The following is a 22,936-nucleotide window of genomic DNA, read 5'->3' as shown; positions in this document are numbered from 1 at the left end:
TCAGCCGCTGTGGATGGAGTGGCGGATGGCGGTCAGCAAGGCTGGGCCCTTGGCCGTCACAGCCGGTGGATGGTCGATTTTCTGCCCTGGCCCAGCCGCTTGAGCATGAAGATTTCCGGGTCTTCACCGTCCAGGGCTGCCAGGTCCACCTCGGCCCGTGCGGCCTGCTTGTGGCCGCCCGCGCTGCCCAGCCCGTTCATCAGGTTCTGGGCCATCTTGCCCATGTCGCGGCGCAGGCCGTCGCCGCGCAGGATGCAGACCAGCTTGTCGTCGGCCACGCCGGAGACCACCACCCAGGGGACGTTGTGCACTCGGGTGAAGAAGTCGGTGACGATGACCAGGATGTCCGGGTTGTCCACGGTGCCGCAGTGGGCGTAGAGGCCGTGGCCGATGCGGCGCAGGTTGTAGAAGGCGCGGGAGAAATAGCGCATCCAGTCCAGGTGGAACTCGCTGCGGCTGATGCGGTTGAGCAGCTTGGAGTCCGAGAATTTGTTCAGGTACTTGAAGGCGGACATGTCCGCGTCGATGAACTCGCGCTCAAAGGTGCGCGTGTCGCAGCGGATGCCGTAGAGCAGGGCCGTGGCCAGCAGTTTGCCCGGCCTGATCTTCATGTTGTAGAGATACTCGGTCATCATGGTGCAGACCGCGCCGTATTTGGGCCGGATGTCCACAAAGGCGGCCTCGACCGGGTTCTCCTTGACCACGGGATGGTGGTCGATGACGATGGAGAAGGTGTAGGAGGCGAACTCCGGGCTGTGATGGGGTTGCGAGTCCACCAGGGCGAATTTGTCGTATTGGGCAGCGAGGTTGGGGATGAGTTTTCTGGTGGGGATGCGCAGGTAGCGGATCATGGAAAGGTTGTCGGGCCGTTTGATCTCGTTGATCTGGCCGATGCCCACGGCTTTCACCTTGCGGGCCATGATACGGCGTAGCGCCTGCGCCGAGCCCAGAGCGTCCGGGTCGGCGTTGATGATGATGAGCCAGCTCTCATCCTTGTTGAAGAGGCGCAGCAGCTGCTCCACCTGTTCGTCCAGCTGTCTGAAGAGTGCCACAACCTATCCCTGTTTCAGGGTTAACGGCAGCCCGGCGGCGATCAGGACAACCCTGTCCGCCGCCCTGGCAACGCTCTGGTTGAGCGCGCCCAGGCTCCGGATGAACGCCCGGACCCCGCTGCCTACCGGCAGAGGCCCAAGCCCGGCCTCGCAGGAGACCAGCACCAGTTCACTATCGCTCCAATCCCTGAGAACTTCTAGAAATTCCCGCACCTTGTCATCTTCACACCCCGCCTCGCGGCAGGCGAAGAGCCAATAGTCCAGGCTGTCAACCGCCACGGTCGGAAAGGACAATTTAACCTGTCCGAGCTTTTGAGGCAACCCCTTGTCCACCTCCGCGACCTCCAGGCCGGGACCGCGACTTTGCCTGTGGAGCCGGATCTGCTCGCGAAATTCGAGGTCTTTGGCCTTGCCTGTGGCGATGAACAGGGCCGGACCCGGTCCTTTTGCCACCAGATCGAGCGCAAAGTCGGATTTTCCGGATTTGTTGCCGCCGAGAATCAGGGTGATCATTTTTTTGCCTCCCAGCGTTCCAGCCATGAGCCAATCAGGGCAATGGACTCGAAGAGGCCCGTTTTGTCAAACACCTCGATGGTCACGGTGCTCCCCTGGAACCGGTCGAGCATGGTGCGCAGCAGGGACTGGCCCGCTGCGTCGAGCCGGTCGAGCGGGGCGTGCCGTCCGCCCTGGCCGGGTGCGTAGACATGGAGCATCTTGACCGTCTGCCACAGGCCGGGCAGATCCAGGACCGCGTCCTGCCCGTAGGCCAGGATATGGCCGAGGTCCAGGCAGGTGGAAAAGCCGCCCGCGCGCGCCTCGTCCCAGAGGGCGCACAGGTCCGACTCCTCCACGTTTTCGAGCAGGATGTCCGCCGGGTCCACGCCCGCGTCGCGCAGCCGCGCGGCCAGCCCGGCCAGCTGGCCCGGCGCACCGGGCGGGTGCAGGACCCAGGCGTGTGGCCGCAGAAAGGCACCCTTGTCCATGAGCCGGGCCATGGCCTCCCAGGCCGCGTCCATCCCCTGATGCCACGGCAGGTCGAGCGGCAGGTGGACATGCCAGGAGACGGGCAGCCCGGCCAGGTCGGGCGGCAGGTCCGCTGCGGTGTAGTCGAGGCAGGCGCGGGTCTCGAAAAAGAGCAGGCCGATCTCGGCAAAGTGCCGGGCCAGGAACCGGGCGTTTTCAGCCACGCCTGCCGGGATGACAAAGGAGGGCGCGGCCAGGGTGAAGGGGAGCCTGGCTGCGCCGGTTTCGTGCCGCGTGTGCGCAGATATTTCCCTGGCAGGGTCGGCTGGTCGGTGGGGGCAATTGGTCATTGTTGGATTATTCTCTCCGGGCATGGGCCTTGCACGACACGGTTCCAGAGGAAACAGCCAGTCCGGGGGGTACGCCCATGAAACCGTTTCGTCAGTTCTGCCAGCATGTCTTCAACCCACTCCATGTCTATTGCCGTCTCCGGCAGGCGGGCGTGTCCCTGGGCTTTGCCAGGGGCGTCTGCCGCGTCTACGAGCGGGGGCTTTATCGATTCATTCTCTAGCGGGAGGCGAGGGCTGCCCCCCGGTCCCGGCCCGGCTAGTCGAGCAGACCGAGCTGCTTCTCCCTGGTCACCTTGCGGGCGGTCAGGGTGGAGCGTATCAGGAGGGCCTCCGGGATCTCGCGCAGGTAGCGCGAGGGCGGCAGGCTGAGGGTCTTGCCGTAGAGCTGCCGTCTGGCGGCCCGGCTGAGGTAGAGGCTCTGTTTGGCGCGGGTCATGCCCACGTACATCAGGCGGCGCTCCTCGGGGAACCGCTGGCCCCGGCCCGGCGTGAGCGTGATCTTGGCGGTCAGGAGGTCCATGCCCGCAAAGGGCAGGATGCCCTCCTCGCAGGCGGGCATGAACACGGCCTCGAACTCCAGCCCCTTGGCCGCGTGCAGGCTCATGATCTGGACCTTTTCCGCCGAGCGGCGGACCAGCTCGAGTTCGGATTGCAGGCTGACCCAGTTGACCAGCCCCTGCCAGCCGCCGCGCAGCTCGAATTCGTGCTTCAATTCCTTGAACTGTCGGCTCTCCCAGAAAAACTGATCAAAGGGCGGGGTCTCGCTCAAGTAGGCAGCCAGCCCCACCGGTCCCTTGGCCAGGATGTGGTCTGGCACGTCGATGACATCCTCGACGCCGCCCAGGGCCATGCCCAGGAACCGCTCGGCTGCGTGCAGGATGGAGGCCACGCGGGGCTCCTGCCAGAACCCTTCGAGTTCGGGCGTGGAGCAGGGGATGCCCGCCCGCTTGAGGGTCTTGTGGATGATCGGGATGAGCGCCTTGAAACGCACCAGCACCGCGATGTCGCCGGGCGCGAGCTCGCCGTGTTCCCCGGCGTCGGCCAGGGAGTGGCTGGTGGTGCCGATCAGCCCCTTGATGCGGTCGCTGATCCAGGTGGCCTCGCGGATGTCGTCCGGCCCCTCGAAGAGGTGGATGGAGGCGGCGGCCCGGACATGGGAATGCAACTTGGGCGCTTCCGGAAAGAGCGCGCCCGCGCAGTCGAGGATGTTCTGGGCCGAGCGGTAGTTCTCGGTCAGGGTGACGGACTGGATGGCGGGCCACAGCTCTGTCAGGCGGGCCTGGATGTCGCCCGCGGCCCCCCGGAACCCGTAGATGGACTGGTTGGGATCGCCGATGAGGAACACGCCCTCGCCCGACGGCCCGGCAATGCCCCGGATCACGGCCAACTGGAGCGGGGTCAGATCCTGCACCTCGTCCACCAGCACCTGGGTGTAGGGCATGCGGAAGGTGGGCGCGCCCGCCTGCTCCAGCATGAATTCCAGGAGGTCGGTGTAGTCCACCAGATCCCAGTGGTTTTTCTGGTTGCCGTAGCTGATGTGGGCCTCGGCCAGATCGGCGGGCAGGTCCGTGAGGCGCTCGCGGCCCAGGTTGTACCGGGTCCAGTGGTGGTCGAGGTTCTTGCCCGCGAACTCCGGGTTGACCTCGGCGAAAAGTTTCTTGGCCGCAGCCTCTGGCAGGACGATGGGGGTCTCGCTGTAGGCGTGCTTCCAGTAGTCGAAGCACAGGGAATGCAGGGTTCCGGCCTGGGGCAGTTCGGCGTTTTCCCCGCGCAGGGTCTTGAGGCGGTCGCGCAGCTCCTGGGCGGCGCGGCGGGTGAAGGTCAGGGCCAGGATGCGCCGGGCCGGTTCGCCCTGTTTGATGAGTCGGGCCACCCGGCCCATGAGGGTCTGGGTCTTGCCTGTGCCGGGTCCGGCCAGGACCAGCACCGGTCCGGGACCGGCGTCGATGGCCGCCTGCTGGGCCGGGTTGGGCGCGATGGGCGCGGCCTGGGGCATGGACAGGGGCTGGCAGACCGGCTCGCTGACTGGGGCGGGGCCGGTCGTGTCCTTTTTCGGGGCGTCCATGGGGATCAGGGTGGCCCCGTTTCTGATCTGGGCGCGCTCCTTGTCGTTGAACACCTGGATGACGCCGAACTCGCCGTCAAAGCCGGGCTTGCGGATGACGTTGCCCTCGCGCATGCGCTTGATGCCCTCGCCCAGGTGGCAGGAGTGGCGCGACAGATCCTCGGGCGGCACGCGCTGGAGGATGTCCAGCTCGCTGCCGAACTCGCGGATCAGGCGCATGTACAGGGCAGTCACCTTTTTGGAGCCGGAGCCGGTGCCGACCACTTCGGAGAGCACCTCGCGCAGCGGGATGAGCGAGACGAAATCTGGCGCTCCCTGGGGCCTGACAGGCTCCTGGCGGTCCGCCAGTTCAAGGATGCGGTTGTAGACGCCCACGGTGACGGGCTTGCCGCAGACCGGGCAGATGGCCCCGCGCGCAATGGTCTCGTGCGGGTCCATGACCACGCCGCACTTGCGGTGGCCGTCCATGTGATATTTGCCTTCTTCCGGGAAGAACTCCACCGTGCCGAGGAAGCGGTGGCCCAGCCCCTCGCCGCGCAGGGCGCGGTAGATGCCCTCATAGGACATCTCGCCCCGGAACATGTTGACCTCGCGGCCCAGCTTCTCGCCCGAGTGGGCGTCGGAGTTGGAGATGAGCTTGATGCGGTCCAGCTCGCTCCAGGTCCAGTTCATCTCCGGGTCCGAGGAGAGGCCGGTCTCCATGGCAAAGACCTCTGGCGCGTAGTCGCCGAAGCATTCGCGGATGGAGTCGAAACCGGACTTGGAGCCGAACAGGGAGAACCACGGGGTCCAGATGTGGGCCGGGACCAGGAAGGCCTGGGGGTGGCATTCGAGGACCATGTCCATCAGGTTGCGGCAGTCCAGGCCGAGGATGGGGCGGCCATCCGAGGCGAGGTTGCCCACCTGGGCCAGCCGCTCGTTGAACCGCTTGGCCGCGGCGAGGTCGGGCATGTAGACGAGGTTGTGCACCTTGCGCACCTTGCCGCCGCGCTTGTAGATGGAGCTGATCTCCGCCTGGAGCATGAACCGGGTGCGGCCCGGTATCGGCCCTTCGAATTCCGGGATCTCGGCTTCGAGCCCGCCGGGATGCCGCAGGGCGAAGAGCCCCTGGCCGCCGTCCACGAGCTGCTCCTCGATCTCGGCCAGCCATTCGGGGTGGGTGAAGTCGCCGGTTCCGAGCACGGAAATACCCTTGAGACGGCCCCAGGCGGCCAGATTCCTGATGGTCAGGCTCTTGCTTGTGGCCCGCGAAAACCGGGAGTGGACGTGGAGGTCGGCGGTGAATCTTTCCATGGCCGGACAGTAAAGGCATACGCCCATTATTGCAACCAGCATGCCTGCGAAAAACCGGTTGACCTGTGTGTTTGTTGCATATACAACCTTCGCCATGACCATTGACCGACTCAATCCGAAGGATTCCCTGGGGTTTCTCACCTGGAAGGTGTCCCGTTTGCTTACCAACAGTCTGGCGGCCCGGTTCGCGGCAGAGGGCATCCGGATCACCGTGGAGCAGTGGCGTGCGCTGCTCCCCCTGTACAAGTGCGACGGGATGAGCCAGGGCAGGCTGTGCGAGGTGCTCTCGCAGGAGAAGACCGGCGTGAGCCGTCTGCTGGCCGCATTGGAGCGGCGCGGGCTGGTGCGCCGGGAGTCCGGCGACGGCGACCGCAGGGTCAAGCACCTGTTCATCACCGACCAGGGGCGCGGGCTGGTGGACGCGACCATCCAAATGGCCCTTGAGAACAGCCGGGGGTGTTGCGCCGACATTTCGCCCGAGGATTTGGAAGTCTGCATGCGGGTCTTGTGGAAGATCGTCGAGCCGTCGTTCGATCACGCCTGCCTGCTCCGTGGGACGGAGTGAATCCTGGTCGCAAAGACCACCATGATGGAGATTTCGGTCAACTTGGCATCGCGGCCCTGGACAACGCGGCCTATTTCGCCAGCCAGCGGCTCGATTTCGTCTGGGGTTCGGTTCAGGTGGGGGGCTTGGTCTTGATGATCTGGCTTTCAATTTTCAAGCCTTGGAAAAATTCAAGCAAATAAGTGATGGTGTTATGCGTCTCATATTGATGCTCGCAACGGCCCTGTTCCTGACGGCCACTCTTGTTGTTCCGGCGCATGCCCAGACGGGCCGTCCCCCGTCTCCCGTGGTCACGGCCAAGGTGACCGCAGGCGACATGGTCCCCCAGTCCGAGTTCATCGGCACCGTGTATTTCACCGAGATATCCGATGTGGCCAGCGAGGTGCTGGGCAAGGTGGTGGACCTCAAGGTTGATGACGGCCAGCGCGTCAAACAGGGCGATGTCATGGTGGTGCTCTCCGCGACCCTGCTGGAGAAGCAGATTCGCCGCGCCCGCGCCCTGGCCCAGCAGGCCCGCGCCGAGTACGAGTTCGCGCGCCTGGAGCATGAGCGGGTGCGCACCCTGTTCAAGAGCCAGTCCGTGGCCGAGGGCGAGTTCGACTCCAAGCGGCTGACCGCGGAAGGGCTTTTGAACAAGTACGAGGCCGTGCAGGCCGAGATGGCCCAGCTGCTGGAAGAGCTGGAAAAGAAGACCATCCGCGCCCCCTTTGACGGCGTTGTCATCGACGTGCCCGTGGCCCGAGGCGAATGGATGTCCGTGGGCTCCACCGTGGCGGTGGTGGCCCGCGACGACCACTTCGACGTGGTGGTCAACGCGCCCGGCGAGGCCTACGGCGTGGTCAAACCCGGCCTTTCGGTCCAGGTGCGCACCGCAGGGACCGAGATGACCGGCGAGGTCTTTGCCGTCATTCCCAAGGGGGATGTGGCCACCCGCACCTTTCCGGTCAAGATCCGGGTGTCGGGCAACAGCACCCTGGCCGAGGGCATGGAGGCGCGTGTCAGCCTGCCGCGCGGGCTGGGCGGCGCCACCCTGGTGGTCCCCCGCGACGCCATCATTGCGGCGCGTGGCGAACAGGTGGTCTGGGCTGTGGTGGACGGCAAGGCCGAGGCTTTTCCCGTCTACGTGGTGGGCTTCAAGGGGCTGATGGCTGGCGTCAAGTCCCCGAAGCTCGCGGAAGGCATGGACGTGGTCATCAAGGGCAACGAGCGGCTCATGCCGGGACAGCCCGTGGCCGCCACCCCGCAGAACTAGCCGGAGGCATCCGTGGATATCGTCAAAGCCGCCATCGAGAAGCCGGTCGCCGTCCTCGTGGGCGTCATTCTCATCGTCATGTTCGGCTATATCTCCCTGCGCACGCTGCCCTACCAGTTGTCGCCGGACGTGACCGAGCCGGTCATCACCGTCACCACCACCTGGCCTGGCGCCACGCCCTACGAGATCGAGCGCGACATCATCGAGGAGCAGGAAAAGGTGCTCAAGGGCATCCCCGGCCTGACCGAGATGGAAAGCTCAAGCTACAACGGGCAGGCCGAGCTGACCCTGACCTTCGAGATCGGCGTCAACGTGGACACCGCGCTGCTGCGCGTCTCCAACAAGCTCGACGAGGTGCCGGAATACCCGGACAACACAGACCGCCCGGTGGTCTCGGCCACGGGCGCGTCCACCTCGCCGGTCATCTGGATGGTCATGCGCACCCTGCCGGGCAATGAACGCGACGTGCAGACCTACCGGACCTTCTTCGAGGACGAGGTGCGCCAGTACATCGAGCGCGTGCCCGGCGTGGCCGACCTCTTCGTGGGCGGCGGGCGGGACAACGAGATGCAGATCATCCTCGATCCGGTCCAGCTGGCCGCCTACAACCTGACCATTCCCCAGCTCTCCGGCATCCTCCAGAAGGAGAACGTCTCCATCTCGGCGGGCAACCTCGGCGTGGGGCGGCGCGACTACCGCATCCGCACCCCTGCCGAGTTCAAGACCCCGGAGGACATCGAGCGCATCGTCATCTCCTCTTCGGGCCAGCACAGGGTCATGCTGAGCGACGTGGCCAAGGTCAGGCACGGCAACGAGAAGCACTCCGTGGCCATGCTCCACAACGGCGTGCCGGGCATGGCTGTCGGCGTCAAGCCCGAGCCGGGCACCAACGTCATTGCCATGACCGACTCGGTCAAGACGGTGGTGGACGACCTCAATGAGAAAATCCTCAAGGACAACGGCGTCACCCTCCAGTGGGTCTACGATCAGCGGCCCTACATCAACGGCGCCATCGATCTGGTCCAGCAGAACATCATGATCGGCTCGGTCCTGGCCATCGTGGTCCTGTTCGTCTTTTTGCAGTCGTTCTCGTCCACCCTCATCGTGGCCCTGTCCATCCCCATTTCCATCATCGGCTCGTTCATCATCTTTTCGGCGGCGGGCCGCTCGCTCAACGTCGTGTCCATGGCGGGCATCAGCTTTGCGGTGGGCATGCTCGTGGACAACGCCATCGTGGTGCTGGAGAACATCGACCGGCACCGGCGGCTGGGCAAGGGAGCCGTGGCCGCGGCCTACGATGGCACCAGGGAGGTCTGGGGGGCTGTCGTGGCCTCGACCCTGACCACCGTGGCCGTGTTCCTGCCCGTGGTCTTCATGGAGCAGGAGGCCGGGCAGCTCTTCAAGGACATCGCCATCGCGGTCACCTGCGCCATCACCCTGTCTCTGTTCGTGTCCGTGCTGGTCATCCCCATGCTGGCGCGCCAGCTTTACGGCGTGGCCGAGCGGCGGGCCCTGGCCGCGGGACCGGGCGGCGAGGCTGCCGCGCCCAGGCTCTCGAGAATTAAGCGGGCGCTGATTCCGCTGACGAAACTGGGTGGTCGGGCCTCGGACATGATCATCAACCTGCTCGACAAGGCCATCACCCTGCCGCGCAACCGCATCATCACCGTAGCGGCTCTGACCGCCGCCTCGGTATTCATCGCCTGGTCGTTCTTCCCCAAGATGGAGTACCTGCCCCAGGGCAACCGCAACCTGGTCATCTCCATCCTTATCCCCCCGCCGGGCCTCTCCTATGAGGAGCGGCTGGGCATGGGCGAATATGTCTGGGAGCAGAGCGAGCCGCATTTCATGACCGATGTCAACGGTATGCCTGGGATTCAGGACATGTTCTTCGTGTCCGCGCCCACCATCAACCTGTTTGGCGCGGTGTCCACGGACGAGCAGCGGGGCGGCGAGTTGACGCCGCTGTTTACGCGCATTATCAATTCCATTCCGGGCATGTACGGCGTGTCCATCCAGGCGTCCATCTTCGAGCAGGGGCTTGGCAAGGGCCGCGTCATCGACGTGGATTTTTCCGGCCCGAGCCTGGAGCGCCTCGTGGCCGCCGCCGGGACCATGTTCGGCATGACCATGCAGGAGATTCCCGGTGCGCAGGTGCGCCCGGTGCCTTCCCTTGAGCTGCTGTATCCGGAAATCCGCCTGATGCCGGAGCGCGACCGGGTCCGGGCTGCGGGCATGTCCACCGAGGACCTGGGCGTGGCCGTGGATGTCATCCTCGATGGCCGCAAGATCGGCGACTTCAAGGAGGACGGGAAGAAGAAGGTGGACCTCGTGCTCAAGGGGTCGGTCACGGACATTGCCACTCCTGAGGATCTGCTCGACGCCCTGGTGGCGGTGCCCAACGGCTGGGCCGTGCCGGTCAGCTCCCTGGTCAATGTCGAGCGCACCTATTCCATGAACCAGATCAGGCACCTGGAACGCCAGCGCACGGTCTCGCTCCAGGTGACGCCGCCGACCGACATGCCCCTGCAACAGGCCATGGAGATCATCGAGAACTCCATGATCCCCAAGGTGCGCGAGATGGGGCTGCTCGACGGCCTGACCGTGCGTCTTGCCGGTGCGGCAGACAAGCTGACCGTGACCCGCGAGGCCTTGCAGTGGAACTTCCTGCTGGCCATCATCATCACCTATCTGCTCATGTCCGCCCTGTTCGGCAACTTTGTCTACCCGCTGATCATCCTGTTCACCATCCCGCTCGCGAGCGCGGGCGGGTTTCTGGGACTCAAGCTCGAGAACTGGTTCATCGCGGCCCAGCCGCTGGATATCCTGACCATGCTCGGTTTTGTCATCCTCATCGGCGTGGTGGTCAACAATGCCATCCTCATCGTCCACCAGTCGCTGGGCAACGTCCGCGAGCATGGCATGGACTACAAGGAGGCGATCCTCGACGCCACGCGCACCCGGCTGCGGCCCATCTACATGTCGGCCACCACCTCGCTGTTCGGCATGCTGCCCCTGGCCGTGGCCCCCGGCCCCGGCTCGGAGCTCTACCGCGGCCTCGGCTCGGTCGTGCTTGGCGGCCTTGCGCTGTCCACGGTGTTCACCATCTTCGTCATTCCCGCGCTCCTCATGTTCGCCATCCCCATGGAAAAGCCTGGGAAGCGATAAAGGCCCGATTGCGTCGTTGCGACAAGAAGCCCAAACCCTCGCGTAGGTAATCTACGCGTCGAGCTTGATCCCCTTGCCGCGCCTGGCACTCGAACCTTTCTCACTTCCCAGCCGGGGTCGCGGCACGGGTCGGGAGGTAGAGAGTCTCGTCGGGTAGTCCGCGATTCACTTTAGGCCTCTTTTCGCGCCTCGCAGTCGAACCTTTCTTCCTCCTCTTCGCTCTCGCCTTTCCATTCAGATATCCCCCCCATAAAAAGTTTGGGGGAAGGGGAGAGGGTGGGGAGAGTCCAGAGAGGGGCGGGAGAGGGGAAACCACTTTTTCTCAAAAGGGGTTTCCCCTCTCCCGCCCCTCTCTGGTCGCCGCAGGCGAAATCCTAATCCGATCGGGTGGGGTTTTCGAGGACGCGTTCGGTGGCTTCGCGGATTTTGCTTTTGATGACGAAGTCGGAGAGTCGGTCGGAGAGGATGATGGAGCCGCGCTGGACGTAGCGGGCGGGCAACAGGTTGAGGGTCAGGGCGTAGATGTCTTCCAGGTCGAGTTGCTCGAAGAGGTAGTCCTCGTAATACTGGTCGAGAATTTCGACCATGAATTTTGCAACCCGTTTTTCATTGCGGTTGCGGATTTTGTTCAGATCAACTCCCCTGACCGTGAGTTCGGTATCAGCCATGGTCCTCTCCCTTTTGGATCGCAGCGGATTGATTGTCATGACGATAGCACACACGGCCGCGTCTGTGCAATTGGCTGGGTGGTACGATTCGTGCTGTGCTGGAGGGGAATGCAAAAATTTCCCTGTGCAAGCGCAGGAAGAAGGAGAGTGGGATGACGACAGCCATTGACACAACATACGGGTCCACTGCGCAGCAGGCGGCCAAGGCCCGCCAGGAGGCCGAGGCGGCCCTGAAGGCTCAGATCCAGCAGTCCTCGACGAGCTCCACCAGCCAGACCTCGTCCATGTCCCAGGTGCGGGAGCAGATCGAGTCGCTGCTGGCGAACATTCCGAAGTCAAACGGCAACAAGCTGACCTTCAAGGATCTGGCCGATTACAAGGAGAACCTGGAAAAGGAGTGGTCCGAGCAGTTCGAGGCTGACATGACCAAGCTTGGCGTGGACACCTCCATCGACATCAAGCTCAGTGTGGACTCGTCCACCGGCGTTGTCACGGCCCAGAAGGGGCATCCGGACAAGGCGGCCATCGACAAGTATTTTCTCGACAATCCCGAAATGGCGGAAAAATTCGAGGAGGGCGTGCAGCTGAGCAAGCTGAACAGCACGGCGGAGCGCAAGCTGACGCCCAGCCAGCTGCGCCGGAGCCTGAGCGCCCAGAGCATGTCCATCTGGTTCGAGTCCAATTCGTCCGCCTCGTCCCTGCTCATGGGCGGCGGCATGGTACACAACCAAACAGGCGCAACCTACGCCAGCCTGGACCTGCGGGTGTAGCTCCGGCCTGCCCGCCAGGTTTCAAGCCAGCCATCGAAACACAAGAGCCGGACCGCCTGCGGGCAGCCCGGCTCTTTCGCGTGCGCGGCCAGCGGCGGCCCTGGCCCGTTGACAGCCAACGCAGCCATGCCTATCTCTGCAAAGTTGGGAATAGTATCTTTTAGCAGAATCGAGTCCAGCCATGGCCGGAAAACGAATCATCCTGAGTGCGGCGGCACTGGCCGCGTCGTTGGTCATGGCGCTGGCCGGGCTGTCGGCCTGGGGCGAGGCTTCGAGGGAGAATAGCATGAGCAATGCGGAAAAAGTCGAAGTGGCCACCCTGGCGGGCGGCTGCTTCTGGTGCGTGGAGTCCGACATGGCCCGGTTGCCCGGCGTGGTCCGGGCGGTCTCCGGCTATGCGGGCGGGACCGGGGCCGAGGCGACGTATGAAGCGGTCTCCACTGGCAGGACCGGACACCGGGAGGCGGTGCAGGTCTTTTTCGATCCGGAGAAGGTGAGCTATGCCGAGGTGCTGGATCATTACTGGAAGTGTTTTGACCCCACGGACGAGGACGGCTCCTTTGGCGACCGGGGGCCGCAATACGAGTCTGCCATATTCGTGCACGACGAGGAACAGCGGGTGATGGCCGAGGCGTCGAAGCGGGCGCTGGAGGAGTCGGGCCGGTTCGACAGCCCGGTGGTTACGCCCATTCTCCCCTTTACCACGTTTTACGAGGCCGAGGCGTACCACCAGGATTACTCGCGCCAATGCCCCCTGCGCTACAAGGCGTACCGCACCATGTCAGGCAGGGACCGGTTTGTGCGCGACACCTGGGGCAGGGATGTCCACGCGCCTGTCAAGGCCGGATCTGACGGCTGGCGGGGGTTTGTCCGGCCTGATGATGCGACCCTGCGCCGCAGCCTGACCCCGCTGCAATTCGAGGTCACCCGGCGGGAGGGGACCGAGCCTCCCTTTGACAACGAATACTGGGACAATCACCGCGACGGCATCTATGTGGATGCGGTCTCCGGCGAGCCGCTTTTCTCGTCTGCGGACAAGTTCGACTCCGGCTCCGGCTGGCCGAGCTTCACCAGGCCGCTGGCCGAAGACGCCGTGGTGACGCGGCGCGATGCCAGCCTGCTTGCCGTGCGCACCGAGGTGCGCAGCAGGCTGGCCGACTCCCACCTGGGGCATGTCTTTGACGACGGACCAAAGCCCGGAGGCTTGCGCTACTGCATCAATTCGGCAGCCTTGCGCTTTGTGCCCGCCCAGTCCCTGGCCGCCGAGGGCTACGGGGAATACGCGGACCTTTTCAAATAGCAGGGAGGCGGGCGGCGGCCCGGCCAGGGTGGCGTAGCAGCATATCACCTGGACGTTTTGCTCACGGATGTTGCCATGGCGGGGCAATGCGGGTAGGTATGAGCATTGCATCCGAGCCGCCAGAGGAAAATTCAACCCGGAATCCACCCCATGCGCCCAGTGGTCTTCTTGTGTCTCGCCATAGTGTTGTGCCCGCTCGCGACAGCGTTTGCGGCGGACTACAGCTATCCCTACAGTGATCCCTATCAGGCCACGGTCTATGGCACGCCCCCGGATCAGATATACCGGACGCAGCAGATGGTGAAGCCCAAGCAGCGGTCCATCCGCATCGAGGGCCGCAACATCCCGGAGGTGTTCTCCTACAGCGGCGAGATGCTCTACAGCACCGCCCTGCAAAAGGGCGAGGCCCCGCTCATCTTCATCATCGCCGGGACCGGCGCGGAGCACGACTCGATCAAGATGGGCTTCCTGACCCAGGTCTTTCATGAAGCAGGCTTTCACGTGGTCGCCCTGTCGTCGCCCACCCACATGAATTTCGTCATCAGCGCCTCGCGCTTCGGCGCGCCGGGCTATGTGCCCCACGATGTGGACGATCTGTACCGGGTGATGGGCTGGATCAAGGAAACGGTCGAGAAGGAGCGCGCGGTGTCCGGGTACTATGTCACCGGATACAGCCTCGGCGCGCTGCACGCCGCCTTTCTCGCCCACAAGGATTCCGTGGCCGGGGAGTTCGGGTTTCGCAAGGCGCTCATGATCAACCCGCCGGTCAGCCTGTACCACTCGGTCAAGCGGCTCGACTCGTGGCTGACAGCCGAGAATCTCGGTGAGGTCACGGTACGCGAGGAGATAGAGAGCCTCATCGACCGCTTCTCGAACTACTACCGTGACGCCGATGTCACCGACCTTGACGACAACTTTCTCTATGAAATGGTCACCCGCGTGAACATGGACGGCGTGGACCTGCGCTCCCTGATTGGGGTCGATTTCCGGCTCTCGTCGTCGTCCATGATCTTTGCCTCGGATGTCTGCCTTCGGGCCGGATATCTCGTGCCGCCCGCCGACTACCCGCTGACCACCGGCAAGCCGCTCATGCCCTATGCCGAGGCCGCCTTTGACATCAGTTTCGAGAACTACATGGACGAGTTCCTGCTGCCTTACCTGAAGCATCTTGATCCGACCATGGACCGCTACACCATGATGCGCCAGTGCAGCCTCTACGACATCCGCTCCTACCTCATGGAGAACGACAAGGTCGTGCTCATCGGCAACAGCGACGATGTCATCCTCAACGACAACGATCTGGCGTTCATCAAGACGGTCTTCGGCCAGCGGGCCACGCTCTACCCTTCAGGCGGGCACTGCGGCAACATGATGTACGGTCCCTTTGTCGAGGCCATGGTCGCGATGGTGAAGCCGTGACCATGCGGCGCCTTGCGATCCTCCTGGCCGTTTCGGCCCTGGCCCTGCTCCTTTGCGGCTGCGGCGCAACCGCGACCAAGCGGGTGGAGCCGTCCCTGAACCTTGAGCCCACGGATTTTCGCACCGAGGTCAACCGCTGGCCCGACCCCAAGGCCAACGACCTGGATTTCATGGAGGTCTACGATCCCTGGGAGCCGATGAACCGGCACATCTACGACTTCAACGCCGGGCTCGACGCCTATGTGCTGCTGCCCGCGGTGGAGGTGTACAAGACCGTGCTCCCCGGCCCGGCCAGAAAGGGCGTCTCCAACGTCATCAACAATCTCAATGAACTGCCGGTCCTGTTCAACTGCCTGCTCCAAGGCAAAATGAAGAAGGGGGCCATCACCACCTCGCGCTTTTTCATCAACTCCACCTTTGGCGTGCTCGGGCTCATGGACGTGGCCTCCGGGGCCGAGCACCTCAAGCGGCAGGAAGAGGACGTGGGCCAGACCCTGGGCTTCTGGGGCGTGGGCAATGGTCCGTATTTCGTCATGCCCGCCTTTGGTCCGTCCAATGTGCGCGACACGGTCGGGTTCGGCGGCGATTTCCTGCTCCTGTATCTTGAAATGAAGGAAATCTACCGGCTGGCCGGGGTCAAGAACACCTGGGACGTGTCCGTGGCCGAATTGGTCATCCGCTCCCTCAACCGCCGGGCCAGTGTCCCCTTCCGCTATCACGAGACCGGATCGCCCTTTGAGTACGAGATGGTCCGCTACGTCTACACCAAGAAGCGAGAGCTGGACATCCAGCGCTGATTCGTGGTTCCACGCGAAAAGGGCGTCCTCCGGCAACGGAAGGACGCCCTTTTCGCATGGCCTTGTCAAGGCGATCAGCCCGCGTGGTGTTCCTTGAGATATTGCTCCAGCCGGTCCATTGCCTCGGCGATGTTTGCCAGGGAATTGGCGTAGGAGAAGCGGATGAATCCCTCGGCGTTCTGGCCGAAGTCGATGCCCGGCGTCACCCCCACGCCGGTCTTGTCCAGGATGTCATAGGCGAGTTTGAGGGACGAGCCGTCGAACTTTGCCGCCAGACGGCGCATGTTCACGAGCACGTAGAACGCGCCCGTGGGATCGTGCCTGATGACGAACCCCATAGCCTTGAGCCGGTCAAGGATGTAGATGCGCCGTTTGTCGTAGGTGGCCACCATGCGGGCCACGTCCGGCCCGGCCTCCTTGAGCGCGGCCAGCCCGGCCCACTGGGACATGGCGTTGGCCGAGATGAAGAAATTCTGGCAGACGGTCTGCAAGGTGCGGATGAAGGCGGGCGGGGCAATGACATAGCCCAGCCGCCAGCCGGTCATGGCGTAGAGTTTGGAAAACCCGTTGAAGACAAAGGCGCGGTCCGTGTATTCGAGGATGGAGTGCTCCTGCCCCTCGTAGACCAGTCCGTGGTAGATCTCGTCCGAGACGATCCACAGGTTCTTCTCCTCGGCCAGTTCGGCGATGGCGCGCATGCGTTCCGCCGGGAGCAGGGAGCCTGTGGGGTTGGCCGGGGAGTTGATCAGGATGGCCCGGACCTTGTCATCAAGAGCCGCCTGAATGGCCGACACGCGGTACTGGAAGGCGTCGTCCTCGCTGACCGGAACCTTGACCGGCTCGGCCCCGGCAAAGGTGATGAAGTTGTCGTAGCAGGCATAGCACGGGTCTGAGGTGACCACCTTGTCGCCCGCTTCGAGGATGGCCGAGAAGACTGCGAGCATGGCCGGGCTGGTGCCCTGGGTGATGGCGATGTTGGCCGGGTCCACGGTCACGCCGTAGCGCTTGCGGTAGTCCTCGCTGATGGCCTCGCGCAGCTCCAGCAGGCCCAGGGAGTGGGTGTAGTGGGTGTGGCCGTTGTCCAGCGCCCGGCAGGCGGCGCGCTTGACGCAGTCGGGCGTGTCAAAGTCCGGCTCGCCCACCTCCAGGTGGATGACCGACCGCCCGGCCCGCTCCATGGCCTGGGCGGCCTCAAGAATTTCCATGACCAGGAACGGGGTCATCCCGCAACAGCGCTTGGATATGTGCATCGCTTGCATCCTGTGCCGGGCGTTCCGGCCCCCGGCGTCTCTTCAATGGACAACCCCGCCCCGTGCCGGTTGGGCGCAGGGCGGGGATGGTGTTGATTTAATCAATTGCCAACAAATCAGGTGAGTTCAACAACCTCGATTTCAAACACCAGGGTTTGTCCGGCCAGCGGGTGGTTGCCGTCGAGGGTGACCAGGGCGTCGTCGAAGTTGGCGATCCGGACATAGGCCGGGCTGCCGTCCTCGGTGCGGATTTCCAGCATGACGCCTTCCTCAAGCTCCACATGGGGCGGCAGCTGCTCGCGGCGCACCTGGAAAACCAGCTGGTCGTTGGCTTCGCCGTAACCTTCCTCGGGCGGGATTTCCACGGTCACGGTGTCGCCGACAGACTTGCCGATGACCGCCTTCTCGAATCCGGCGATGACCATGCCCTGGCCCAGGGTGAACTGGAGGGGATCACGTCCCTGGCTGGAGTCGAACTGGCTGCCGTCCTCTTTGAGGGTGCCGGTGTAGTGGACCTTGACGGTGCTGCCTTTCTTGGCGGTCATGCGCTCTCTCCTTGTCGCTTGTATGATGGCTAGAGTCCAAGCCTACCCAAATTCATGGGAATTGCAAACGGCGGCGCTAGTAGTTCAGGATCGAGCGCAATTCATCCATGGTTTTGGACGCAAAGGCGCGCGCCTTCTCGTTGCCAGCGCTCAGTATCTCGGCCACGCGCTCGTCGGTGCAGGTGGCGCGCCGCTCCTGCAGGGGCGTCAGGAACCGCTCCAGGGACTCCATGAGCACCTTCTTGCAGTCCACACAGCCCCAGGTGGCGCTGCGGCAGCCCTCGCAAATCTCCGGCAGCCGGGCCGGGTCGGTCAGCAGCTTGTGGTAGGGGTAGAGGTTGCACACGTCCGGGTCGCCGGGGTCGGACTTGCGCTGTCTGCGTTCGTCGGTCTTCATGCCGCGCACCTTGGGCGCGATCTCCTCGATGGGTTCGGAGAGCATGATGGAGTTGCCGTAGCTCTTGGACATCTTGCGGCCATCCAGGCCGGGCAGCTTGGCCTCCTCGGTCAGCAGGTCCGCGGGTTCGGGCAGGGCCTCGGAGCCGGTCAGGTGGTTGAAGCGGCGGGCGATCTCGCGCGTCAGCTCCAGGTGGGGCAGTTGGTCCCTGCCCACGGGCACGGCGCACGGCTTGTACATCAGGATGTCGGCGGCCATGAGCACCGGATAGCCCAGGAATCCGTGGGTGTTCAAGTCCTTCTGGCTCAGCTCCGCGTTCATTTCCTTGAAGGTGGGGCAGCGTTCCAGCCAGCCGAGCGGGGTGTACATGGAAAGATAGAGGTACAGCTCGGCATGCTCCTTGATCATGGACTGCTGGAAGATCACGCACTTGTCCGGGTCCAGCCCGGCGGCGATCCAGTCCTTGACCAGTCCGGGGATGAACCCCTTGACCCGTCTGGCGTCGGCGTATTCGCTGGTCAGGGCGTGCCAGTCGGCCACGAAGAAATAACAGTCGTACTCCTCCTGGAGCTTGAGCCAGTTGGCGATGACGCCGAAATAGTGGCCGAGATGGAGGGGGCCGGTGGGCCTCATGCCGGAGAGAATGCGTTGTCTTTCGCTCATGATGTCGGGTGGTTGGTTGGAGTTACATGGTTACGCCGAGGATTCGGACCCCGGCGTGGACCATGGGGAGGATGACTTGGCCGACGAGGCTGTAGCCGGAGAACCTGCCCATAAGAATGAGGCCGATCAGGATGATGAATCCGTAGCGGCTGAGGGACATGTAGGTATTGGCCATGCGCGGCGGGAGAAAGTAGGCCACCACGTTGCTGCCGTCCAGGGGCGGGATGGGCAGCAGGTTGAAGATGCCGAGGATCAGGTTCACGAACACGCCCGCCTGGGCCATGAGGTAGGTGGGCACGATGATCTTTTCGGACAGTCCGCCGGGGGTGAATTCAAGGCTCACCAGGATGTGGATGATGGTGGCAAAGGCCGCGGCCAGGATGAAATTGGTGAGCGGCCCGGCAATGGCCGTGAGCAGCATGCCCTGGCGCGGGTTTTTGAAATAGCCCGCATTGACCGGCACCGGCTTGGCCCAGCCGAAATGGACGACAAAGAAGGCCAGGGTGCCCAGCGGGTCGAGGTGCTTGAGCGGGTTGAGGGTCAGCCGCCCCTGGGATTTGGCCGTGGGATCGCCCAGCAGATAGGCCACATACCCGTGGGCCACCTCGTGGCAGACCAGGGCAATGAGCAGTCCGGGCGCAAGGATGGCGTATTGCTGCAACCGTTCTGGGGAGAAGAGATCGAACATTGGAAGCGGCTACCACGTAAGGGCCGCATGGGGCAAGGTGTTTCATGGGAGGGGGCCGGGCGGCGGAGAAGGAAAGGGCGGAAGGGAGCCGGTCGAACCTTCGGTTCTCCCTCCCTCTTCACTCCTTCCCTTGCCTCTCCCCTCATTCCGCTATATTTTACTTGGGAAACCACCCAAGGAGACTCCATGAAGATCGGCATTCTCGGCGGCAGCTTCAACCCTGTGCATGTGGGCCATGTGCGCGCGGCCATTGAAGTTCTGGAGCGGCTTGGGCTGAGCCGGGTGGAGCTGGTCCCGGCCAAGCAGCCGCCCCACAAGGACGGGGCGGACATCCTGCCCTTTGACCTGCGCATGGAGCTTATCGCCGCGGCCATCGAGGGCGTGCCCGGCCTGGGCTCCAATCCGCTGGAGGGCGAGCGCCCAGGCCCGTCCTTCACCTGCGACACCCTCAACTGCTACCGCGTGGAGCAGCCCGAATCTGAAATTACTTTCATCGTGGGCGCGTCCACCTTTCTCGATCTGGCCAAATGGCGGCGCGGGCCGGAGATTCCGGGCATGGCCTCCCTGGCCGTGGTCAACCGCTGGGAGGCTGCCGACAAGGTGGCCGGGTTCATCGCCGACCAGTGGCCCGACGCAGTGCGCGAGGGGGATGACGCCTGGACCTTTTCCGGCGGCCACACCCTCCGCGTGCTGGACATCCCCCGCCTCGACATCAAGGGCGGGCACATCCGCCGCCGCTGGCTGGAGAGCCGCTCGCTGCGCTATCTGGTGCCGCCGGGCGTGGAAACCCTGCTCGAAGAGCGGGCCGACATGGTGGAGCAGTACTGGGGCAAACGCGTCTGACCGGGCGAGTTGCAGAGGGTCACTGGATATTCGGATTTTTCCGCTGACGGGGCGGAGTCGGGATCAGGCCGGGTTGGTCCTGTCGGGCCGGATGCGTGCGAGCATGTCGCGGATCACGGTCATGACCGCTTCGGGTTCGGTGGCGACGAGGCATTGGTGGGTTTTGGCGCAGGCCTTGCCGCCGTGCAGGGAGCAGGGGCGGCAGTCGAGGTCAGCTTCGATGACGCGGTCCAGCGGCCCGGCGGGGTAGAAGCCCCAGGCGCGGGTGGTGGGGCCGAACAGGGCGGCCACGGGCGTGCCCACGCCGCTGGCCAGATGCATGGGGCCGGAATCTCCTGTGACCAGCAGGTCCGCCTGTTCCATCAGGGCGCAGGTCTCGCGCAGATCCGTGGCGTTGGTGAAGTCGCGCTTGTTGCCGGGCAGCAGCGGGGCCGGGTCGCGCCCGACCACGAACCAGTCCAGACCTGACCCGGCCAGGAGCGCGGTCAGCCCCAGCCAGTTTTGTCGCGGCCATTGCTTGGCCGGGTGGGTGGCGTAGGGGTGCAGGGCGATGCGCGGCTTGCGGGTGTTGAAGCCTTTCAGGCGGGCGGCGGCCCCGGTTTGTTCGGCCTCGGTCAGGTGGATGCGCGGGATAAGGAGCGCGGCCTCGGGCGGCTCCGGGTCGCGGGCCATGGCGTAGCGCTGGGGCACGGTGGTGGCTTCGAGGGTGTGGCGTAGCGAAGCCGAGCGGGTGAGGCTGAAGAGGCGGCGGGCCAGCCCGAATTTTGGGGAGCGGCGCACCGGGCCGCGCCAGAGCAGCGAGAGGACGCGCGAGCGCAGGGTGCCGTGCAGGTCGATGAGTTCATGCCCGGCGAATTCTCCGGCCAGAGCGCGGGCCGTGGCAGGCCAGTGCTCCTTGAGGGCCGCATCGTCCAGACCGATGACGCGCGTCACCGCCGGGTGGTGGTCGAGCAGCGGCGCACTGGCTGAGCGGGTGATGAAAATGAAGGTTTCGCCGTGAGTCGCGTGCCAGTGGGTCAGGACGCCGGTGGTCAGGGCCACGTCGCCGAGGTGGCTCAGGCGGAACACGATTCTTGGTCTGGCGTTGCTGGGTTGGCTCATGCCCTCCAGTTCGCTTCAATCTGGATGGAAGTCAAGGCCGCATGGCAGCCAAGGCCACATGGAAGTCAAGGCGGATGTCTGTTGCGCCGTTGATATCGATCTGGTATATTTCACGCTCCAGACTCCGGCCTGATCCGGACTGGACAGGAAGTGACGACATCATATGATCGAACTCGTGCTCGCGGTCGGCGTGGCCGTATTCGTCTCCATGTTTTGTTCCGTGGCCGAGGCCGCGCTCTATTCCATGAGCTGGTCGGATATCGAAAAGCTCATGACATCGGGCAGCAAGTCGGCCAAGATATTGCACAAGCTGCGGACCAAGGTGGACGAGCCCATCACGGCCATCCTGACGCTGAACACATGCGCCCATACGGCGGGCGCGGCTGTGGCGGGCTGGGCCTGGGCCAATGTCTACGGCAAGGAGACGCTTTGGCTCTTTACTTTGGGCTTCACAGTAATTATTCTCGTTTTTACGGAGATACTGCCCAAGACCCTTGGCATCATGTACAGCGACCGCATCGCTCCGCCCCTGGCCAGGCCGCTGACGGCAATGGTCTGGGTGTTCAGGCCGGTCATCACCGTCATGCGGCTGCTCTCCAAGTTCGTGAGCCGCAAGAAGGAGGGGCCGGATCATACCGAGGACGACATCCGGGCCATTGTCTCGCTGACCCGGCGGTCCGGTTCCATCAAGCCGTATGAGGAGCAGTCCATCCGCAACATCCTGCTGCTGGACTTGAAGACGGTGGAGGAAATCATGACGCCGCGCACCGTGGTCTTCTCGCTCCCGGCGGAGCTGACCGTGGCCCAGGCGCGGCAACAGCACCCGGAGTGGCCGCACAGCCGCATCCCGGTCTGGGCCGACAACCCAGAGGACATCGTGGGCGTGGTCTACCGCCGGCAGGTGCTTGAGGCCCTGGCCGACGACCATGACGACATGCGGCTTTCTGACCTGATGCGCCCGGTGCGGTTCGTGCTTGAGAGCATCACGCTGGACAAGCTCCTGGTGAAGTTCCTGGGCAGCCGCAACCACCTTTGCGTGGTGCTCGACGAATACGGCGGGGTGGCTGGCGTGGTGACCCTGGAGGACGTGCTGGAGGAAATTCTCGGCAGTGAAATAGTTGACGAGACCGACCGGGTGGTGGATATGCGGGAATTCGCGCGCACCCAGCGAAGTGAGCTGACCGGGGGCGGCGACGAGACCAAGGATACATAGGCGCCTGACGCGCCAGGAGATAATGATGGCGAAAAAGACGAACAAGGGCGTGTATGTGGTGGCCCTGGCGCTCTTTCTGGGCGGGCTGAGCTATCTCATAGTCTCCGGGCTGACCCAGGACAGCGTGTACTTTCTCAACGTGTCCGAGGCGTTGGCCATGGAGAGCGGCGAGGTCCGGCAGGCGCGCCTGTTCGGCAAGGTTTCGCCCGACGGCCTGGTGCTCGACGCGGACAACCTCGGCGCATCTTTTGATCTCATCGACAAGATTGATCCGACCAAGACCCTGCGCGTGGAGTATCGGGGCGCGTTGCCCGACACCTTCAAGGAGGACGTGGAGGTCATTGTCGAGGGCGGTCTCGACCCGGACTCCACGGTCTTCAAGGCCAGGACGCTGGTGACCAAGTGCCCGTCCAAGTACGAGGAGGAGAGCCGGGAGATGGAGCAGCGCAAGGGGTGATCCATTCCCTGGTCCATCTGGCCGGAGGAGTGCGCGCGGCGGATCGCGCGCCAGGGTTTTTTCAGGGCAAGGGCGGGGGAGTCCTGCCCATGGGCGGACGGTTTCCGTCCTTTTTTG

Annotated in this window: 21 protein-coding genes; 11 read left to right on the top strand and 10 right to left on the bottom strand. The window is 64.1% G+C overall.

The features are described 5' to 3' along the window. Positions 1-56 precede the first annotated feature (56 nt). Genes DAES_RS12550 through cbiR form a run of 3 tightly spaced genes read right to left on the bottom strand, consistent with a single transcriptional unit; the run spans position 57 to position 2,365 of the window. Positions 57-1,052 carry a DHH family phosphoesterase gene (locus tag DAES_RS12550; protein WP_013515405.1) on the bottom strand — a complete coding sequence of 332 codons (996 nt, stop codon included), beginning with the start codon at positions 1,050-1,052 and terminating at the stop codon, positions 57-59. A 3-nt stretch (positions 1,053-1,055) separates the two neighbouring features. Next, complete coding sequence (locus tag DAES_RS12545) at positions 1,056-1,565, bottom strand: bifunctional adenosylcobinamide kinase/adenosylcobinamide-phosphate guanylyltransferase (protein ID WP_013515404.1); 510 nt, start codon at positions 1,563-1,565, stop codon at positions 1,056-1,058. Then, on the bottom strand, positions 1,562-2,365 hold the full coding sequence (cbiR, locus tag DAES_RS12540) for a cobamide remodeling phosphodiesterase CbiR (RefSeq protein ID WP_013515403.1): 804 nt from the start codon (positions 2,363-2,365) through the stop codon (positions 1,562-1,564). The genes DAES_RS12545 and cbiR overlap by 4 nt, the downstream gene beginning before the upstream one ends. A gap of 77 nt (positions 2,366-2,442) precedes the next feature. Between cbiR and DAES_RS17815 the strand changes: the two genes are divergently transcribed. After that, positions 2,443-2,586, top strand: coding sequence for a hypothetical protein (locus DAES_RS17815; RefSeq protein ID WP_013515402.1), 144 nt, complete (start codon positions 2,443-2,445; stop codon positions 2,584-2,586). A 35-nt stretch (positions 2,587-2,621) separates the two neighbouring features. On the opposite strand, the gene DAES_RS12535 is transcribed toward DAES_RS17815, so the two are convergent. Further along, entirely contained in the window at positions 2,622-5,723 is a 3,102-nt protein-coding gene (locus tag DAES_RS12535) for a UvrD-helicase domain-containing protein (protein WP_041271436.1), read from the bottom strand. Between the two features lie 148 nt (positions 5,724-5,871). Between DAES_RS12535 and DAES_RS12530 the strand changes: the two genes are divergently transcribed. From DAES_RS12530 to DAES_RS12520, 3 genes are all read left to right on the top strand, one after another. Then, the gene (locus tag DAES_RS12530; RefSeq protein WP_236608501.1) at positions 5,872-6,288 is read left to right on the top strand and encodes a MarR family winged helix-turn-helix transcriptional regulator; all 417 of its coding nucleotides are present in this window, start codon (positions 5,872-5,874) and stop codon (positions 6,286-6,288) included. A gap of 193 nt (positions 6,289-6,481) precedes the next feature. Beyond that, positions 6,482-7,540: an efflux RND transporter periplasmic adaptor subunit gene (locus DAES_RS12525; protein WP_013515399.1), complete on the top strand. Its 1,059-nt coding sequence runs from the start codon at positions 6,482-6,484 to the stop codon at positions 7,538-7,540. Between the two features lie 12 nt (positions 7,541-7,552). Further along, positions 7,553-10,708: an efflux RND transporter permease subunit gene (locus DAES_RS12520; protein ID WP_013515398.1), complete on the top strand. Its 3,156-nt coding sequence runs from the start codon at positions 7,553-7,555 to the stop codon at positions 10,706-10,708. Between the two features lie 374 nt (positions 10,709-11,082). On the opposite strand, the gene DAES_RS12515 is transcribed toward DAES_RS12520, so the two are convergent. Beyond that, positions 11,083-11,376, bottom strand: coding sequence for a late competence development ComFB family protein (locus DAES_RS12515; RefSeq protein WP_013515397.1), 294 nt, complete (start codon positions 11,374-11,376; stop codon positions 11,083-11,085). A gap of 152 nt (positions 11,377-11,528) precedes the next feature. Between DAES_RS12515 and DAES_RS12510 the strand changes: the two genes are divergently transcribed. The 4 genes from DAES_RS12510 to DAES_RS12495 all read left to right on the top strand — a co-directional run bounded on the left by DAES_RS12510 (position 11,529) and on the right by DAES_RS12495 (position 15,662). Then, positions 11,529-12,146 carry a hypothetical protein gene (locus DAES_RS12510; protein WP_013515396.1) on the top strand — a complete coding sequence of 206 codons (618 nt, stop codon included), beginning with the start codon at positions 11,529-11,531 and terminating at the stop codon, positions 12,144-12,146. Positions 12,147-12,327: 181 nt separating this feature from the next. After that, positions 12,328-13,446 (top strand): peptide-methionine (R)-S-oxide reductase MsrB, encoded by a 1,119-nt coding sequence (gene msrB / locus DAES_RS12505; protein ID WP_013515395.1) that lies wholly within the window; start codon positions 12,328-12,330, stop codon positions 13,444-13,446. A 150-nt stretch (positions 13,447-13,596) separates the two neighbouring features. Then, the gene (locus tag DAES_RS12500) at positions 13,597-14,865 is read left to right on the top strand and encodes an alpha/beta fold hydrolase family protein (protein WP_013515394.1); all 1,269 of its coding nucleotides are present in this window, start codon (positions 13,597-13,599) and stop codon (positions 14,863-14,865) included. A 2-nt stretch (positions 14,866-14,867) separates the two neighbouring features. Continuing rightward, positions 14,868-15,662, top strand: coding sequence for an MlaA family lipoprotein (locus DAES_RS12495; protein WP_013515393.1), 795 nt, complete (start codon positions 14,868-14,870; stop codon positions 15,660-15,662). Positions 15,663-15,736: 74 nt separating this feature from the next. On the opposite strand, the gene DAES_RS12490 is transcribed toward DAES_RS12495, so the two are convergent. The 4 genes from DAES_RS12490 to DAES_RS12475 form a co-directional block, all read right to left on the bottom strand. Continuing rightward, positions 15,737-16,912: a pyridoxal phosphate-dependent aminotransferase gene (locus DAES_RS12490; protein ID WP_013515392.1), complete on the bottom strand. Its 1,176-nt coding sequence runs from the start codon at positions 16,910-16,912 to the stop codon at positions 15,737-15,739. Positions 16,913-17,028: 116 nt separating this feature from the next. Beyond that, on the bottom strand, positions 17,029-17,457 hold the full coding sequence (locus DAES_RS12485) for an FKBP-type peptidyl-prolyl cis-trans isomerase (RefSeq protein WP_013515391.1): 429 nt from the start codon (positions 17,455-17,457) through the stop codon (positions 17,029-17,031). A 76-nt stretch (positions 17,458-17,533) separates the two neighbouring features. Beyond that, a complete protein-coding gene (gene trpS, locus DAES_RS12480) occupies positions 17,534-18,517 on the bottom strand; it encodes a tryptophan--tRNA ligase (RefSeq protein ID WP_013515390.1) in 984 nt (327 codons plus the stop codon). Between the two features lie 22 nt (positions 18,518-18,539). After that, positions 18,540-19,205: a site-2 protease family protein gene (locus DAES_RS12475; protein ID WP_013515389.1), complete on the bottom strand. Its 666-nt coding sequence runs from the start codon at positions 19,203-19,205 to the stop codon at positions 18,540-18,542. Positions 19,206-19,391: 186 nt separating this feature from the next. Here DAES_RS12475 and nadD point away from each other — a divergent pair, with 186 nt between their 5' ends. Next, positions 19,392-20,048, top strand: coding sequence for a nicotinate (nicotinamide) nucleotide adenylyltransferase (gene nadD, locus DAES_RS12470; protein WP_013515388.1), 657 nt, complete (start codon positions 19,392-19,394; stop codon positions 20,046-20,048). A gap of 63 nt (positions 20,049-20,111) precedes the next feature. Here nadD and DAES_RS12465 read toward each other — a convergent pair whose 3' ends face one another. After that, a complete protein-coding gene (locus DAES_RS12465) occupies positions 20,112-21,149 on the bottom strand; it encodes a glycosyltransferase family 9 protein (protein WP_013515387.1) in 1,038 nt (345 codons plus the stop codon). 163 nt (positions 21,150-21,312) lie between these two features. On the opposite strand from DAES_RS12465, the gene DAES_RS12460 reads away from it, so the two are divergent. Further along, complete coding sequence (locus tag DAES_RS12460) at positions 21,313-22,362, top strand: hemolysin family protein (protein WP_013515386.1); 1,050 nt, start codon at positions 21,313-21,315, stop codon at positions 22,360-22,362. A gap of 25 nt (positions 22,363-22,387) precedes the next feature. Next, the gene (locus DAES_RS12455) at positions 22,388-22,819 is read left to right on the top strand and encodes a cytochrome c maturation protein CcmE (protein WP_013515385.1); all 432 of its coding nucleotides are present in this window, start codon (positions 22,388-22,390) and stop codon (positions 22,817-22,819) included. The last annotated feature ends 117 nt before the right edge of the window (positions 22,820-22,936 follow it).

Origin of the sequence: Pseudodesulfovibrio aespoeensis Aspo-2, assembly GCF_000176915.2 — a bacterium.
Classification (GTDB): domain Bacteria; phylum Desulfobacterota; class Desulfovibrionia; order Desulfovibrionales; family Desulfovibrionaceae; genus Pseudodesulfovibrio; species Pseudodesulfovibrio aespoeensis.
The sequence above is the reverse complement of the archived record's forward strand: the minus strand, read 5'-3'. Positions and strand labels throughout refer to the sequence as shown.